The sequence below is a fragment of the Enterobacter sp. BIDMC92 genome (assembly GCF_001030225.1).
Taxonomy (GTDB): domain Bacteria; phylum Pseudomonadota; class Gammaproteobacteria; order Enterobacterales; family Enterobacteriaceae; genus Enterobacter; species Enterobacter sichuanensis.
The window spans coordinates 3,973,223-3,987,536 of record NZ_KQ087598.1; the positions used below are offsets into that span (position 1 = coordinate 3,973,223).

General features: G+C 57.8%; 14 protein-coding genes. 6 read left to right on the forward strand and 8 right to left on the reverse strand.

All coding sequences use genetic code 11. From position 1 onward, the window contains the following. Positions 1 to 128 precede the first annotated feature (128 nt). The 4 genes from mutY to SP99_RS18560 all read left to right on the forward strand — a co-directional run bounded on the left by mutY (position 129) and on the right by SP99_RS18560 (position 4,222). On the forward strand, positions 129 to 1,181 hold the full coding sequence (mutY, locus tag SP99_RS18545; protein WP_141237272.1) for an A/G-specific adenine glycosylase: 1,053 nt from the start codon (positions 129 to 131) through the stop codon (positions 1,179 to 1,181). A 25-nt stretch (positions 1,182 to 1,206) separates the two neighbouring features. After that, complete coding sequence (locus tag SP99_RS18550; RefSeq protein ID WP_023309138.1) at positions 1,207 to 1,479, forward strand: oxidative damage protection protein; 273 nt, start codon at positions 1,207 to 1,209, stop codon at positions 1,477 to 1,479. Positions 1,480 to 1,603: 124 nt separating this feature from the next. Beyond that, entirely contained in the window at positions 1,604 to 2,680 is a 1,077-nt protein-coding gene (gene mltC / locus SP99_RS18555) for a membrane-bound lytic murein transglycosylase MltC (RefSeq protein WP_045286756.1), read from the forward strand. A 285-nt stretch (positions 2,681 to 2,965) separates the two neighbouring features. Continuing rightward, entirely contained in the window at positions 2,966 to 4,222 is a 1,257-nt protein-coding gene (locus SP99_RS18560; protein WP_025760238.1) for a nucleoside permease, read from the forward strand. A gap of 82 nt (positions 4,223 to 4,304) precedes the next feature. On the opposite strand, the gene citG is transcribed toward SP99_RS18560, so the two are convergent. The 8 genes from citG to SP99_RS18600 are packed head-to-tail and all read right to left on the reverse strand — an operon-like array spanning position 4,305 to position 11,616. Continuing rightward, positions 4,305 to 5,108 (reverse strand): triphosphoribosyl-dephospho-CoA synthase CitG, encoded by an 804-nt coding sequence (gene citG, locus SP99_RS18565; RefSeq protein WP_047959439.1) that lies wholly within the window; start codon positions 5,106 to 5,108, stop codon positions 4,305 to 4,307. Then, positions 5,086 to 5,625 (reverse strand): citrate lyase holo-[acyl-carrier protein] synthase, encoded by a 540-nt coding sequence (citX, locus tag SP99_RS18570; RefSeq protein ID WP_047959440.1) that lies wholly within the window; start codon positions 5,623 to 5,625, stop codon positions 5,086 to 5,088. The genes citG and citX overlap by 23 nt, the downstream gene beginning before the upstream one ends. After that, complete coding sequence (citF, locus tag SP99_RS18575; protein ID WP_047959441.1) at positions 5,622 to 7,145, reverse strand: citrate lyase subunit alpha; 1,524 nt, start codon at positions 7,143 to 7,145, stop codon at positions 5,622 to 5,624. The genes citX and citF overlap by 4 nt, the downstream gene beginning before the upstream one ends. Positions 7,146 to 7,155: 10 nt before the next feature. Further along, on the reverse strand, positions 7,156 to 8,031 hold the full coding sequence (gene citE, locus SP99_RS18580; RefSeq protein ID WP_047959442.1) for a citrate (pro-3S)-lyase subunit beta: 876 nt from the start codon (positions 8,029 to 8,031) through the stop codon (positions 7,156 to 7,158). Continuing rightward, complete coding sequence (citD, locus tag SP99_RS18585) at positions 8,028 to 8,321, reverse strand: citrate lyase acyl carrier protein (RefSeq protein ID WP_045286752.1); 294 nt, start codon at positions 8,319 to 8,321, stop codon at positions 8,028 to 8,030. The genes citE and citD overlap by 4 nt, the downstream gene beginning before the upstream one ends. Positions 8,322 to 8,337: 16 nt before the next feature. Continuing rightward, positions 8,338 to 9,360, reverse strand: coding sequence for a [citrate (pro-3S)-lyase] ligase (gene citC / locus SP99_RS18590; protein ID WP_047959443.1), 1,023 nt, complete (start codon positions 9,358 to 9,360; stop codon positions 8,338 to 8,340). 13 nt (positions 9,361 to 9,373) lie between these two features. Then, the gene (locus SP99_RS18595) at positions 9,374 to 10,237 is read right to left on the reverse strand and encodes a fumarylacetoacetate hydrolase family protein (RefSeq protein WP_047959444.1); all 864 of its coding nucleotides are present in this window, start codon (positions 10,235 to 10,237) and stop codon (positions 9,374 to 9,376) included. 17 nt (positions 10,238 to 10,254) lie between these two features. Then, complete coding sequence (locus SP99_RS18600) at positions 10,255 to 11,616, reverse strand: 2-hydroxycarboxylate transporter family protein (protein WP_047959445.1); 1,362 nt, start codon at positions 11,614 to 11,616, stop codon at positions 10,255 to 10,257. A 345-nt stretch (positions 11,617 to 11,961) separates the two neighbouring features. Between SP99_RS18600 and SP99_RS18605 the strand changes: the two genes are divergently transcribed. Beyond that, positions 11,962 to 13,587 carry an ATP-binding protein gene (locus SP99_RS18605; RefSeq protein WP_047959446.1) on the forward strand — a complete coding sequence of 542 codons (1,626 nt, stop codon included), beginning with the start codon at positions 11,962 to 11,964 and terminating at the stop codon, positions 13,585 to 13,587. Further along, on the forward strand, positions 13,577 to 14,269 hold the full coding sequence (locus tag SP99_RS18610; protein WP_047959447.1) for a response regulator: 693 nt from the start codon (positions 13,577 to 13,579) through the stop codon (positions 14,267 to 14,269). The genes SP99_RS18605 and SP99_RS18610 overlap by 11 nt, the downstream gene beginning before the upstream one ends. Positions 14,270 to 14,314 lie beyond the last annotated feature (45 nt).

Genomic DNA, 14,314 nt, shown 5'->3' on the forward strand with positions numbered 1-14,314 from the left:
TGTGAGAATGTTCGGGAAACGGGCATTATCCAAAGTTAAGGCTTCTATGCAAGCATGGGAAAGATCCGGTTTACAGCAGATTGACGCTGTGCTGCAATCGGCGTCCCTGATTATACGAATCGATGACCATGCAAGCCTCTCAATTTTCAGCCCAGGTGCTGGACTGGTACGACAAATACGGGCGTAAAACCCTGCCCTGGCAAATTGAAAAAACGCCTTACAAAGTATGGCTCTCCGAAGTGATGTTGCAACAAACGCAGGTCGCGACGGTGATTCCTTACTTTGAGCGTTTTATGGCGCGCTTCCCGACGGTGACCGATCTGGCTAACGCTCCGCTGGACGAGGTGCTGCACCTGTGGACCGGGCTTGGCTACTACGCCCGCGCGCGTAACCTGCACAAAGCAGCACAGCAGGTCGCGACGCGCCACAACGGACGCTTCCCGGAAACCTTTGACGAGGTAGCGGATTTACCCGGCGTCGGACGTTCAACCGCCGGCGCCATTCTCTCCCTCTCTTTAGGCAAGCATTTTCCGATCCTCGACGGCAACGTGAAGCGCGTGCTGGCACGCTGCTATGCCGTCGACGGCTGGCCGGGAAAGAAGGATGTTGAAAAACGTCTTTGGGAAATAAGTGAAGAGGTCACCCCGGCAAACGGCGTCGAGCGATTCAACCAGGCGATGATGGATCTTGGCGCGATGGTCTGCACGCGCTCAAAACCGAAATGCGAACTCTGCCCGGTGAATAATCTCTGCGTGGCGTACGCCAACCAGTCGTGGGCACAGTATCCCGGTAAGAAACCCAAACAGACGCTGCCGGAACGCACCGGCTATATGCTGCTGATGCAGCACGGCGATGAAGTGTTCCTGGCCCAACGTCCACCGAGCGGTCTGTGGGGTGGTCTATACTGCTTCCCACAGTTTGAAGATGAAGACTTGCTGCGTGAATGGCTTAAAAAGCGCGGGATTGCTGCCGATAACCTGACGCAGCTGACCGCGTTTCGCCACACCTTCAGCCATTTCCATCTGGATATTGTGCCGATGTGGCTTCCCGTGTCCTCCTTCGCCTCGTGCATGGATGAAGGCACCGCTCTCTGGTATAACTTAGCGCAACCGCCATCAGTCGGGCTGGCGGCTCCCGTGGAGCGCCTGTTACAGCAATTACGTGCCGGTGCAATGGTTTAGCATCGGCTAAAAAAGAGGAATGAGTATGGCCAGAACGATTTTTTGTACTTTCCTGCAGCGTGACGCTGAAGGCCAGGATTTCCAGCTTTATCCGGGCGACCTGGGTAAACGCATTTATAACGAGATTTCCAAAGAAGCCTGGGGGCAGTGGCAGAAAAAGCAGACCATGCTGATCAACGAGAAGAAACTCAGCATGATGAACCCGGAACACCGCAAACTGCTGGAGCAGGAGATGGTGAGCTTCCTGTTCGAAGGTAAAGACGTGCACATCGAAGGCTATACGCCACCGGAAAAATAATATCGAGCGGCTGTTGCCCGGCGGCGCTACGCTTGCACGGGCCTACGGTTTCGTAGGCCGGGTAAGCGCAGCGCCACCCGGCGAAAGCAACGACTAAGCAAACACAACACGCACTCCCGGAATGATGAAAAAACTTTTAGCGCTAGCCCTTGTTGCGCCGTTGCTTGTCTCGTGTTCGTCAAAAAAAGGTGATGAGTACAACGAAGCCTGGATCAAGGACACCAACGGTTTTGATATTTTGATGGGTCAGTTTGCCCATAACATCGAGAATATATGGGGATTTAACGAAGTTCTTATTGCCGGACCTAAGGACTACGTTAAGTACACCGACGCCTATCTGACCCGTAGCCACATCAACTTTGATGAGGGTACGATCACGATTGAAACCATTGCCGGCACAGACCCTGCCGCTCGGCTCCGTCAGGCAATCATCAAAACCCTGCTGATGGGTGACGATCCGGGCTCAATCGATCTCTACTCCGATGCCGACGACATCACGATATCCAAAGAGCCGTTCCTGTACGGTCAGGTCGTCGATCAGACCGGCCAGCCCATTCGCTGGGAAGGCCGCGCCACGAAATTTGCCGACTACCTGCTGCAGACGCGCCTGAAAAGCCGCTCGAACGGCCTGAAGATTATCTATAGCGTCACCATCAACCTTGTTCCGAACCACCTCGACAAGCGTGCGCATAAGTACTTAGGCATGGTGCGTCAGGCCTCACGCAAGTACGGCGTGGATGAGTCGCTGATCCTGGCGATTATGCAGACCGAATCGTCGTTTAACCCTTACGCGGTGAGCCGTTCCGACGCCCTGGGGCTGATGCAGGTTGTACAGCACAGCGCCGGTAAAGACGTCTTCCGCGCGCAGGGGAAATCCGGAACGCCGAGCCGCAGCTATCTGTTCGATCCGCAGAGCAACATTGATACCGGCACCGCCTATCTGGCGATGCTGAACAATGTCTACCTGGGCGGGATTGATAACCCGACCTCGCGCCGCTACGCGGTGATCACCGCCTATAACGGCGGTGCGGGCAGCGTGCTACGTGTCTTCTCGAATGACAAAGTGCAGGCCGCAAACATCATCAACAGCATGGCGCCGGGAGATGTCTACGCAACCCTGACCACCCGCCATCCGTCCGCGGAATCCCGTCGTTATCTGTATAAAGTGAATACGGCGCAGAAGAACTACCGTCGTCGATAGAACCCCCCCCCTCACCCTGCCCTCTCCCCAAAGGGGAGAGGGTGTTCAAGTTCCCTCTCCCCTTTGGGGAGAGGGTTAGGGTGAGGGGACATCAGGCCGCACCTAATCCCTCACCCATACGAAAATGTTATTTGCATCACAATCCAAACTGCAAATTAATGTGGATTGCATTTTTTTGCGGGAGGTAACAAAACATATCGTTGCCAACTGATAGAATTGCATCAAATAACAACCCTGAATGTTCCTATAACAACATATCTCCCGCTCACTTGTGAGGAAAGTAACATGAACCTTAAGCTGCAGCTTAAAATATTGTCGTTTCTGCAGTTCTGCCTGTGGGGTAGCTGGCTGACTACACTCGGCTCCTATATGTTTGTGACGCTCAAGTTCGATGGTGCGTCAATCGGTGCCGTATACAGTTCGCTCGGTATTGCGGCGGTCTTCATGCCAACGCTGCTGGGGATCGTGGCGGATAAATGGCTGAGTGCCAAATGGCTGTACATGCTTTGCCACCTGGTGGGCGCGGGGACGCTGTTTATGGCAGCCCAGGTGACCACACCGGGGGCGATGTTCATGGTGATCCTGCTTAACTCGCTGGCCTACATGCCAACGCTTGGGTTGATCAACACCATCTCCTACTATCGCCTGAAATCCGCGGATATGGACATCGTGACCGATTTCCCGCCAATCCGTATCTGGGGCACTATCGGCTTTATCATGGCGATGTGGGGCGTGAGCTTCGCGGGCTTCGAACTGAGCCATATGCAGCTTTACATCGGCGCTGCACTCTCCGTGCTGCTGGCGCTGTTCACCCTGACGCTGCCAACCATTCCGGTCTCTAACCAGCAGAAAAACCAGAGCTGGAGCACCATGCTCGGCCTGGACGCCTTCGCGCTGTTTAAAAACAAACGCATGGCGATCTTCTTTATCTTCTCCATGCTGCTGGGCGCGGAACTGCAGATCACCAACATGTTCGGCAACACCTTCCTGCACAGCTTCGATAACAACCCGCTGTTCTCCGGCAGCTTTATCGTTGAACATGCGTCGGTGATGATGTCCATCTCGCAGATCTCTGAGACGCTGTTCATCCTGACCATTCCGTTCTTCCTGAGCCGCTACGGCATCAAGAACGTCATGCTGATCAGTATCGCGGCATGGATGTTGCGCTTCGGTCTCTTCGCCTATGGCGACCCAAGCCCGTTCGGTACCGTGCTGCTGGTTCTGTCGATGATTGTTTACGGCTGCGCCTTCGACTTCTTCAACATCTCGGGTTCCGTGTTTGTGGAAAAAGAGGTGAAACCTGAAATCCGCGCCAGTGCACAGGGTATGTTCCTGATGATGACCAACGGCTTCGGCTGTATTCTGGGCGGCGTGGTGAGCGGCAAAGTGGTTGAGATGTACACCACCAACGGCATCACCAACTGGCAGCCGGTGTGGCTGATCTTCGCCGCGTACTCACTGGTGCTGTTCTTCGCGTTTATCGTGCTGTTCAAGTACAAACACGTTCGCGTGCCGAATGGTGCGCAGCCAGTCGCGCATTGATTGTTGTGCCCGGTGGCGCTAACGCTTACCGGGCCTACAAAAACACCGTTCGTAAGCCGGGCAAGGCGAAGCCGCCACCCGGCTATTTTATTGCAGCAAGCACCCACCCCACCGACAGTAAATCCGCGCTGCCTCCGGGACTCAGGTTCCGTTCAATCAATGCGTTATCCATTCTGAGCAACGCCTCGCGGTCCCAGCCTGCAGCCAGCAGTTTCCGCGCATAACCCTGAACGAAGCGTAGCCCCTCAATGCCGCCGCGCGACACCAGATTGCTGTCCTGATTGACTGACATCAGGCGTAACAGCAGGTCGTGAAGTGAATGCCCGCTCCACTGCGCCAGCGCCTTACGCACCGTAGCAAAACCGCTTTCGGCCTCTCCGCGCGCGCCGGTTAAGCCATACAGGTGATACTGCCGCTCGCCCGCCGTCGCCTGCCCGCTGCGTGCGGCCAGCTCCCGCGAGACCAGCCCGCTGCAGAGGTTACTAACCTCACAACAGAGGCTGTCTGCGGAAACCCTTTTCACACGCCCGGCAGCAAAGCACAGCAAACCGAGGGCAAAAATACCGCCTTTGTGGGTGTTCACCCCGTTCGTTGCGGCATACATCGCCTGCTCGCAGGCCATCCCCATCGGGCGGAGAACCCGTAACTGTTCGTCAGCGGGTTTATCGGCATGCGCGCTGCCCAGTTCAGCAAAGCGCGAAAACCACGGCGTAATCGCCGCAATGCTGCGGACAAACAGCGCGTGGTTCATATCGCGATGGGCGCCGTTATTGAGTTTGTCCACCAGCCCCGGCTTGGGCGTCAGCTCCAGCTCCTGCCACAACGCCGCTTCGGCAAGCGCGGGCACGTCAGCCGGGCGCAGTTTAGTCGCGAGCAAACCAGTCATCGATCATCTTCTCCACGCGAGCCACAACCTGCTCCACTGGATGCGCGCGCGAACGGGAACAGGCATGCGCCGGCTCGTCGCAGATCAGGCAGCGTCTGAGATTCGTCCCCAGCGACTGTCGCCCGACGTGGCCGTGCTGAGGGCAGATCACATCCAGATCCCACAGCCTGCCGAGCGGATGCGTCTGCTCCAGTTCCGCACAGTGCGCTTTGATTTCTGCCGCCGGATGGGCCACGCACCACAGGGCTTCCGGCCCGGTCGGGAGCCACAGTACCTGGCGGTCCAGCACCTGCCAGCGGTTTTCCCACAGCAGCTGGTCGCACATATGCAGCGCCACGCCCATGGTGTTGCGATAGCGCAGGCTGTCTTTGGCCTCCCCTGGCGTCACCAGGGTGAGGGAAATGACCGGTTGTTGATAGTGCTCAAGCATGTCAGCCTGACGCCCTGCGCGGCGCTCTTTCGCCGCCAGCAGTTCGTCCAGGCTGACACCCGCCCGCACGGGTGTCGCTGAAATCATACGTCCTCCTTCACCTGTCGCACGGTGTCGATCACGCTGCCGTCGCGGTAGCGGATCACCCCGACGATTTTGTCGGTAAACGCGATTGGTTTGGGGACGCCAGTCAGGGAGATCGCCCGCTCGTACAGCGCAGTGATGTCCACAACCTTGAGCCCCGCCTTCAGCAGCCGCTCGCGGATCTCCGGGCGCGCCGGGTTGACCGCAATACCGTGATCGGTAACCAGTACGTCAATGCTCTCCCCCGGCGTGAGGCGCGTGGTAACCCGCTTCACCACCGTCGGAATGCGGCTACGCAGCAGCGGCGCAACGACGATGGTCAGGTTCGCCGCGGCGGCCACGTCGCAGTGTCCGCCGGACGCGCCGCGCATTACGCCGTCAGAGCCGGTGATGACGTTGACGTTGAAATCGACGTCAATTTCCAGGGCGCTGAGGATCACCACGTCAAGCTGGTCGCAGCTTGCCGCCTTACTGCCAGGGTTGGCGTAGACGTTGGTGGAGATCTCCACGTGGTTCGGGTTGCGCGCCAGCGAGGCCGCCGCCTGGCCGTCAAAGCACTGGGTATCGAGCAGCTTTTCAATAAGCCCCTTTTCATGCAGATCCACCAGGCTGCCGGTGATGCCGCCGAGCGCAAAGCGTGCCTTCACGCCGCTGCGCTCCATCTTCTCTTCCATAAAGCGGGTGCAGGCGGTGGCCGCCGCGCCGGAGCCGGTCTGCATCGAGAAGCCCGGTTTGAAATAGCCGGAGTGCTCAATGACGTCCGCCGCATAGCGGGCAATCATCAGCTCGCGCGGGTTGCTGGTGACGCGCGCTGCGCCGACGCTGATTTTCGCCGGATCGCCCACGCTCTCAACCTGCACGATGTAGTCCACCTGGTCCTGCACCAGGCTGGCGGGCATATTGGGGAACGGCACCAGTTCTTCAGTCAGCAGCACCACCTTGTGGGCAAAGTGCGCGTCCACCATGGCGTAGCCCAGCGAGCCGCAGCACGATTTGCCGTGCGTGCCGTTGGCGTTGCCAAACTCATCGCTGCACGGCACGCCAAGAAACGCCACGTCGATATTCAGCTCGCCGTCCTGGAGCAGTTTCACCCGCCCGCCGTGGGAGTGAATTTGCACCGGCTCGTCCATCAGCCCGTGGGAGATGGCCTCTGCCAGCCTGCCGCGCATCCCGGAGGTGTAAATCCGGGTGATCACCCCGCTTTCAATGTGCTCAATCAGCGCGTCGTTGCAGGTCATCAGCGAGCTGGAGGCCAGGGTCAGGTTTTTGAAGCCCATCCGCGCCAGCAGCGCCACTACAGTGTTAATCACCCGGTCGCCTTCACGAAACGCGTGGTGGAAGGAGATGGTCATCCCGTCCTGCAGACCGCAGCGCTTAACCGCCTCTTCGACAGAGGCGCACAGTTTGCGGTTGTGCTTCGCGTCGCTGTCCGCCAGCCACGGCGTCGCGCTGTGGGCGGTATCAAACGGTTTTAAGTCCCGCAGATGGGGAAAATTGACATGGAGAAGTTCAGTCTGATTCATTATCTCATCCTTACCGACGCACGCCGGAGGCCGCCGCGCGCTCCAGCACCACCTGCGCGTGGTTAATAATTGGTGCATCCACCATTTTGCCGTTGAGCGACACCACGCCCAGGCCGTTACGCTCGCCCTCTTCTGCCGCTTCAACCACCCTTTTGGCGTGATCCACCTCTTCCTGGGTCGGGGCATAGGCGTTATGCAGGAGATCGATCTGGCGCGGGTTGATCAGCGATTTACCGTTAAAGCCCATCTTGCGGATCAGATCGACCTCGCGCAGGAACCCGGCCTCGTCGTTAACGTCTGACCACACCACGTCGAAGGCGTCGATGCCTGCGGCACGCGCGGCGTGCAGCACGGCACAACGGGCGTAGAACAGCTCGGTGCCGTCGCCGCGTTCAGTCTGCATGTCCATGACATAGTCAAAGGCGGCCAGCGCGATGCCGATTAAGCGCGGCGAGCTGCGGGCAATCGCCACGGCGTTAATCACGCCAACGGCCGACTCAATCGCCGCCATCACGCGGGTAGAACCAACCTCGCGACCACACTCTTGCTCAATGCGCACCAGGTGGCCTTCCAGCTCATAGATGTCATCCGGCGTATCGGTTTTCGGCAGACGGATCACGTCCACGCCGGCCCGTACGGCGGCCTCCAGATCCAGCAGGCCAAACGGCGTGCTCAGCGGGTTAATGCGCACCACGGTTTCGATATCCTGATACATCGGATGCTGCAGCGCATGAAACACCAGCATGCGTGCGGTGTCTTTCTCGCGCAGGGCAACGGCGTCTTCCAGGTCAAACATGATGGAGTCCGGGCGGTAGATAAACGCGGTGGAGAGCATGGCGGCGTTGGCACCCGGGAGGAACAGCATGCTGCGGCGGAGTTTGCTCATTTCAGCGCCCCCCAGTTGATGGCCTGTTCATCGGCGGCACGCATCAGCGCGCTTTGCAGGCGGGCGCGGATCACACAGTCCAGCGCCCCTTTGTCTTCAATAATGATGAGTCCCTGGTGCACGTTCATGGCGCGCAATGTGTCGTTGACCACCTGGCGAATTTGCTCGCCAAACTGCTTAATCACTTCGCTGTGGATGACTACCTCCAGCTCGCCGTGAGCGGGAGCGATTTTCACCATCAGGTCGCTGGACTCCTGCGTTCCGGCCAGCGCCTCCCTTACAATTTTCATGATAAATTCCTGGTAGTTAAGCGACTTCCGCACTCGCCCGATAGTGTGTTTCGAGGTGCGCGAAGGTGGAGTCCGGGACAATCTCCCGGATCCGGGAAAACTGCTGTGTCTTTAGTAAGCGGCGCACTTCGGACGCTGAAATGGCGTTACCGGTGGCCTTGATGCGCGGCATTTCCACCACCTCGATATGCGAGGCCAGCAGGTCGTGCAGCGTCTGGTTGTACTGGCGGGTGATGTCGCAAAACGGCTCCGAGCCGATGAAGCGGTGCGTGATGCCCAGCGCCGGGGCAATGAAATCCCGGAAGATCAGCACATCGATTTCGCTCCACGCCTGCTGCACTTTGCCGGTCTCCTTCAGGAAGTAGGCCGGAAACGTGGCGCGGGAGATGATGTACTGCGAGCCTTCATGCACCACCACGTTCGGCAGATGCGCCACACCCGCGCGCACCATCTCAAGACGCGCGCTGAACGGGAAAAACGAGGCATCTTCACGCACCACGAACAGATGCAGGGCATCACACTGCATAGCCGCCTGTTCCACCAGATGGCGGTGGCCGAGAGTGAACGGATTGGCGTTCATAACAATGGCGCCAATTTTCTCCCCGCTCTTGCGGTTCGCGCGCAGAGAACGGCAATAACGATCAATCCCCTGCGGGGTGTTCTCCATCAGTACCGCGTTGTTCCCGCTCTCGGCAATCGGCCAGAAACCGCTGCGGGCGAAACGCGCCTTGTTGCACGGACGGGTGCAGAGGAAGAGGTGAAAATGGCCGCGCTCCAGCGCCGCATTTTGCACCTCCGCCAGCAGCCGTGCGCTGAGGTTCTCGCCGCGAAGTTGCTCGTTGACCGCCACGCATTTGATGACGTTGGCGGCAAGCCCTGCGCAACCCACCAGCTGCGGGCCGGACCAGGCTTCGACAAACAGCGTGATGTCGTTGTCCAGGCCCAGGCCGCTGTCCGCCAGCAGGTAACGGATCTGGCTTAAGCGTTCCGGGTGCTTCGCCACCAGCGTGTGGCGAAAATCGATGGGTTGCGAGTGCATGTTACCGCCTTACTCAGTGTGCTGCCGTGAGCCCGACGGCTGGCGCTTCCACGATCACGTTACTCAGATGACCGATATGCTCGATCTCCACCTCAATGCGATCGCCCTCTTTCATAAACAGCGGCGGGTTACGCTTTTTACCCACTCCGCCCGGGGATCCGGTGATGATCACGTCACCCGGGCTCAAGCGGGTAAAGGTGCTGATGTACTCGATAAGCTCGGCGACTTTGTGGATCATGCTGCTGGTATTGTCTTCCTGCACCATACGACCGTTCAGCCAGGTGCGGATCGCAAGCTGGTGCGGGTCCGGGATCTCATCCGCCGTCGCCATCCACGGGCCAAACGCGCCGGTTTTGCGCCAGTTTTTACCGGCGGTAAACCAGGTGTGCTGCCAGTCACGGGCGGAACCGTCCATGTAGCAGCTGTAGCCCGCCACGTGGCGCAGGGCGTCGTCGCGGCGGATATTCTCCCCGCCTTTACCGATGATCACCGCCAGCTCGCCTTCGTAGTCGAATTCGCTGGAGTGGCGCGGCTTCAGCACCGGCTCGTTGTGGCCGGTCTGGGAATCCGGGAAGCGGACAAACAGCGTTGGAGCCGGGTTATGCTGGTCAAACTCCTTGCGCTTGTCGGCGTAGTTCATGCCCACGCAGAGGATTTTTTCCGGCTGCTCAATCACCGGTAAGAAGGTGATGGCGCTCATCGGCACGTCCACTGCGTCATTCAGGTAACGGGTGGCCAGTGCCAGCCCGTTGCCCTGCAGCAGCGCTTTAAGGTCGCTGTAGCGGTCGCCCAGACGGCGACCTAAATCAATCACGCCGTCGGCCTGCACGATGCCGTAGCTGCGTTTTCCCTGGTATAAAAAGCTTGCGAGTTTCATTGTTCTTTCCTGAAAACTTAAACGAGGAAGTTGCCCAGAATCAGCAGTGAGACAGAGACGTTAATCGCGCCGCCAATTCGGGTAGCAATCTGGGCGAACGGCATCAGGCTCATGCGGTTGCCTGCGGTCAGGATCGCCACGTCGCCGGTTCCGCCCTGGCCGCTCTGGCAGCATGAGACGATGGCGACATCAATCGGGTGCATACCAATCTTTTTGCCGACGAAGAACCCGGTCGCCACTAGCGCGGAGACGGTGCTGATGATCACCAGCAGGTTGGTCAGCGTGAAGGCCGCCACCAGTTCATGCCACGGGGTGATGGCCACGCCAACGGCAAAGAGAATCGGGTAGGTCACGGAGGTCTGGAAGAACTTGTACACCACCTGCGAGCCTTCCAGCAGACGTGGAGAAGCGCCGTTGCAGAGCTTCACCAGCACCGCCATAAACAGCATGCCCACTGGCGCAGGCAGGCCAATCAGCTTGTGGCCGAGCATGCCCAGCATGTAGAGCAGCACCGCCAGCAGCGCGCCGGAGGCGATAGTGGTCACGTCCGCTTTACCGGAGAACGCGGGCTGAGAGACGGTGGCATCCGCATTCGCGCGGTTCGGCATCAGCTGGCCTTCACCGGTCAGGTGCGGATAGCGTTTGCCGAGCTGGTTCAGGCACCCGGAGATAATGATTGCCGTCAGACCGCCGAGCATCACCATCGGCAGCACGCGTCCGAGCGCAACGCCCTGGTCCATATGCAGCAGGGTGGCATAGCCGATGGAAAGCGGGATCGCCCCTTCTCCTACGCCGCCCGCCATAATCGGCAGAATGATGAAGAAGAAGATCTGGAACGGCTCAAGACCCAGCGCCAGGCCGACGCCCATCCCCACCAGCATGCCGACGATTTCGCCGCACAGCATCGGGAAGAAGATGCGCAGGAAGCCCTGAATCAGCACCGTGCGGTTCATGCTCATTATGCTGCCAACGATGATGCAGCAGATGTAGAGATAGAGAATGTTGGTGGATTTGTAGAACTTAGTGGTGGACTCGACCACCACGTCCGGCAGCAGGCCGTAGTAGACCAGCGCGGAAGGGATAAAGGTGGCGCAAATCGCCGCCGCACCGAGCTTGCCGACAACCGGCAGGCGTTTGCCAAACTCACCGCAGGCAAAGCCGAAGAAGGCCAGCGTCGCCACCATCACCACGATATCACTCGGCAATTTTCCGCCCAGGCAATCAATTGCAATCAGCGCACCCGCCAGAACGAACAGCGGCAGAGGAATAATCCCAATTTTCCAGGTATCCATAATATGCCACCAGCGCTCTTTGAGCGAAGGTCGCTGAATTTCAATCGGGTCGTGGGTAACAGAGAAAGAATCGTCAGTTGTGCTCATAATAAGCCCCTTGGTTATTTTGTGCGTTCAGCTTAGAGTCACAAAGGCTTACTTTATGTGAGGGAAGGCATATTAAAAGCGAAGTTTTAATGGCCGCTATGGTTTTAATGGTTTCTTTTATTTACTGTGATTTATACCGTATTTATTCCCGTGGTTTTTATGGTTTCTTTTCCGAATTGAACAAACAAATAACATTTATTGCGGCAGCCTGAAGTCTGCCCTCCTTCAAGGCTATGCTTTTACAGCCCCTGCTGTGCAAGGGATCACAAGTTTTCGGCAAAGCGGGCATCCGCACGAAAAAAGATGATATATTGGCGATCTTTGTCGCTACCTCGCGTGATAGTTATGAAAGTCTCTTTCCAGATTAAGCTGTTTATTTCGCTGGTTGCCTTTTTCTCAGTACTTTTTACCTTACTGGGCGGATATTATTATGTCGATGTTGGTAAACAGCTTTATCAGGAAATGAGCGCGCGCGCCAAAATACAGGCTGAAGAGATAGCACTTATTCCGACATTACGTGATGAAGTTGAACAAAAGAATATCAACGCCATTCATGATTTTATGCAGAAGATTTCTGCGCTTAGTGACGCCAGCTTTATTGTGATTGGTGATAATAAGGGGCTGCACCTTTTTCACTCCGTCTTTGCCGACAGAGTGGGGACCACGCTGGTCGGCGGTGACAATGAAGCCGTTTTACAGGGGAAAAGTATCACCACGATCCGCAAAGGCGGGCTGGGCATTTCGCTGCGCAGTAAAGCGCCCATCTTTAACAATGCCGGACAGGTGGTCGGTATTGTTTCGGTAGGCTATCTCACCAGCTATCTGGATACCATTACCGTCAGTAAGGTAGTCAATATCCTGATTGCCGCCGTGCTGCTGCTGATCGCCCTCTTTGTTTTCTCCTGGTTCTTTACCCGCAGCATTAAGAAGCAGATCTTCTCCCTCGAGCCGCGAGAGATCGGTCTGCTGGTGCGCCAGCAGAAGGCGATGATGGAGTCCATCTACGAAGGCGTGATCGCCATTGATAACGAACGACGCATAGAGGTGATCAACCAGGCGGCGCGCAAGCTGCTGGGTCTGAGCCAGCCGGCCCGGGAACTGCGCGGGCAGCTGATAAGCCAGGTGATTGAGCCGGTGCCGTTCTTCGACACGCAAACTATGCTGGCGAAAGATACCCATGACGAGATTTGCCGTTTTAACGACCTCACGGTCATTGCCAGCCGGGTACACATCATGCTTGAGGGGGCGCTGCAGGGCTGGGTGATCACCTTCCGCGATCGCAACGAGATCGACTCGCTGAGCGCCCAGCTCAGCCAGGTCAAACGCTATGTCGATAATCTGCGCATCATGCGCCACGAGCAACTGAACCGGATGACCACCCTCTCCGGGCTGCTGCATATGGGCCGCTATGAGGAGGCTATTGGCTACATTCAGGCGCAATCGGAACATGCCCAGGAGCTGCTGGACTTTATCTCGTCGCGCTTCAGCTCCCCGACGCTGTGCGGCCTGCTGCTGGGGAAAGCCGCCCGCGCACGGGAGAAAGGGGTCGAGCTCAGTTTCGACCCGGCCTGTCGGCTGGACAAACCGTTCCTGCCGCTGGGGGAACAAGAGCTGATTTCGATTATTGGCAACCTGCTGGATAACGCCATCGAAGCGACGCAACGGTCGCCGCTTCCCCACGCGCCGGTGGAGGTGCTGATCAAACTCAGCGAACAGGAGCTGATCGTTGAAGTGGCCGACCAGGGCGTTGGCATTACCCCTGCGATCCGTGACAGGATCTTTGAGCGCGGCATCACCACCAAAACACGCGGCGATCATGGGATTGGCCTGTATCTGATTGAAAGCTATGTCACACAGGCAGGCGGCACAATTGAAGTTGCCGATAACACGCCGCGCGGCGCCATTTTCTCACTGTTTATCCCTGCGACTGGAGCCGCCCGGCAACTGGAAGACACCGACTATGCAACATGAACTTATCGACGTACTGATTGTTGAAGACGAGAACGAGCTGGCGCAGCTGCACGCGGAGCTGATAGGTAAGCATCCGCGTCTGAGGCTGGTGGGCATTGCCTCGTCACTGGCTGCGGCCCAGGCTGAGCTTGAAAGTAAACAGCCACAGCTGGTGCTGCTGGATAACTATCTGCCTGACGGCAAAGGGATCTCGCTTATCACTAACCCCATGCTGGCGCGCGCCAACTGCTCGGTGATTTTTATTACGGCCGCCAGTGATATGGACACCTGCAGCCAGGCGATCCGCAACGGCGCGTTCGACTATATTCTTAAACCGGTCTCCTGGAAGCGGCTCAGCCAGTCGCTGGAGCGGTTTGTGCAGTTTGCCGAACAGCAGCGCGTCTGGAAGATTGTCGACCAGCAGAACGTCGATTCGCTCTATCAGCTACAGGCGAAAAACTACCGTCAGGACAACGGCAGCAAAGGCATTGAGGAAAATACGCTGGCGCGGGTGCAGTCGCTGTTTAACGCCCGGGCAACGCACTGCTTTACCGTGGATGAGGTCGTGAGCGAGACGGGGCTGAGTAAAACCACCACCCGACGCTATCTGGAGCATTGCGTGGAGGCGGGTTTTCTGACGGTGGAGATGCTGTACGGCAAGATTGGGCATCCGAGGAGGATGTACAAGCGTAGTGCGGCTTAATACCCCTCACCCCGGCCCTCTCCCCATGTACAGTCCGGGGACATG

What these genes read in the sequence shown, in the direction of transcription:
- citF (WP_047959441.1), bottom strand. Translation starts at nt 7,145, where the DNA reads ATGAATCAGACTGAACTTCTCCATGTCAATTTTCCCCATCTGCGGGAC.
- SP99_RS18610 (WP_047959447.1), top strand. Translation starts at nt 13,577, where the DNA reads ATGCAACATGAACTTATCGACGTACTGATTGTTGAAGACGAGAACGAG.
- mutY (WP_141237272.1), top strand. Translation starts at nt 129, where the DNA reads ATGCAAGCCTCTCAATTTTCAGCCCAGGTGCTGGACTGGTACGACAAA.
- SP99_RS18560 (WP_025760238.1), top strand. Translation starts at nt 2,966, where the DNA reads ATGAACCTTAAGCTGCAGCTTAAAATATTGTCGTTTCTGCAGTTCTGC.
- SP99_RS18605 (WP_047959446.1), top strand. Translation starts at nt 11,962, where the DNA reads ATGAAAGTCTCTTTCCAGATTAAGCTGTTTATTTCGCTGGTTGCCTTT.
- citC (WP_047959443.1), bottom strand. Translation starts at nt 9,360, where the DNA reads ATGCACTCGCAACCCATCGATTTTCGCCACACGCTGGTGGCGAAGCAC.
- citG (WP_047959439.1), bottom strand. Translation starts at nt 5,108, where the DNA reads ATGACTGGTTTGCTCGCGACTAAACTGCGCCCGGCTGACGTGCCCGCG.
- SP99_RS18595 (WP_047959444.1), bottom strand. Translation starts at nt 10,237, where the DNA reads ATGAAACTCGCAAGCTTTTTATACCAGGGAAAACGCAGCTACGGCATC.
- mltC (WP_045286756.1), top strand. Translation starts at nt 1,604, where the DNA reads ATGAAAAAACTTTTAGCGCTAGCCCTTGTTGCGCCGTTGCTTGTCTCG.
- SP99_RS18550 (WP_023309138.1), top strand. Translation starts at nt 1,207, where the DNA reads ATGGCCAGAACGATTTTTTGTACTTTCCTGCAGCGTGACGCTGAAGGC.
- citE (WP_047959442.1), bottom strand. Translation starts at nt 8,031, where the DNA reads ATGAGCAAACTCCGCCGCAGCATGCTGTTCCTCCCGGGTGCCAACGCC.
- citD (WP_045286752.1), bottom strand. Translation starts at nt 8,321, where the DNA reads ATGAAAATTGTAAGGGAGGCGCTGGCCGGAACGCAGGAGTCCAGCGAC.
- citX (WP_047959440.1), bottom strand. Translation starts at nt 5,625, where the DNA reads ATGATTTCAGCGACACCCGTGCGGGCGGGTGTCAGCCTGGACGAACTG.
- SP99_RS18600 (WP_047959445.1), bottom strand. Translation starts at nt 11,616, where the DNA reads ATGAGCACAACTGACGATTCTTTCTCTGTTACCCACGACCCGATTGAA.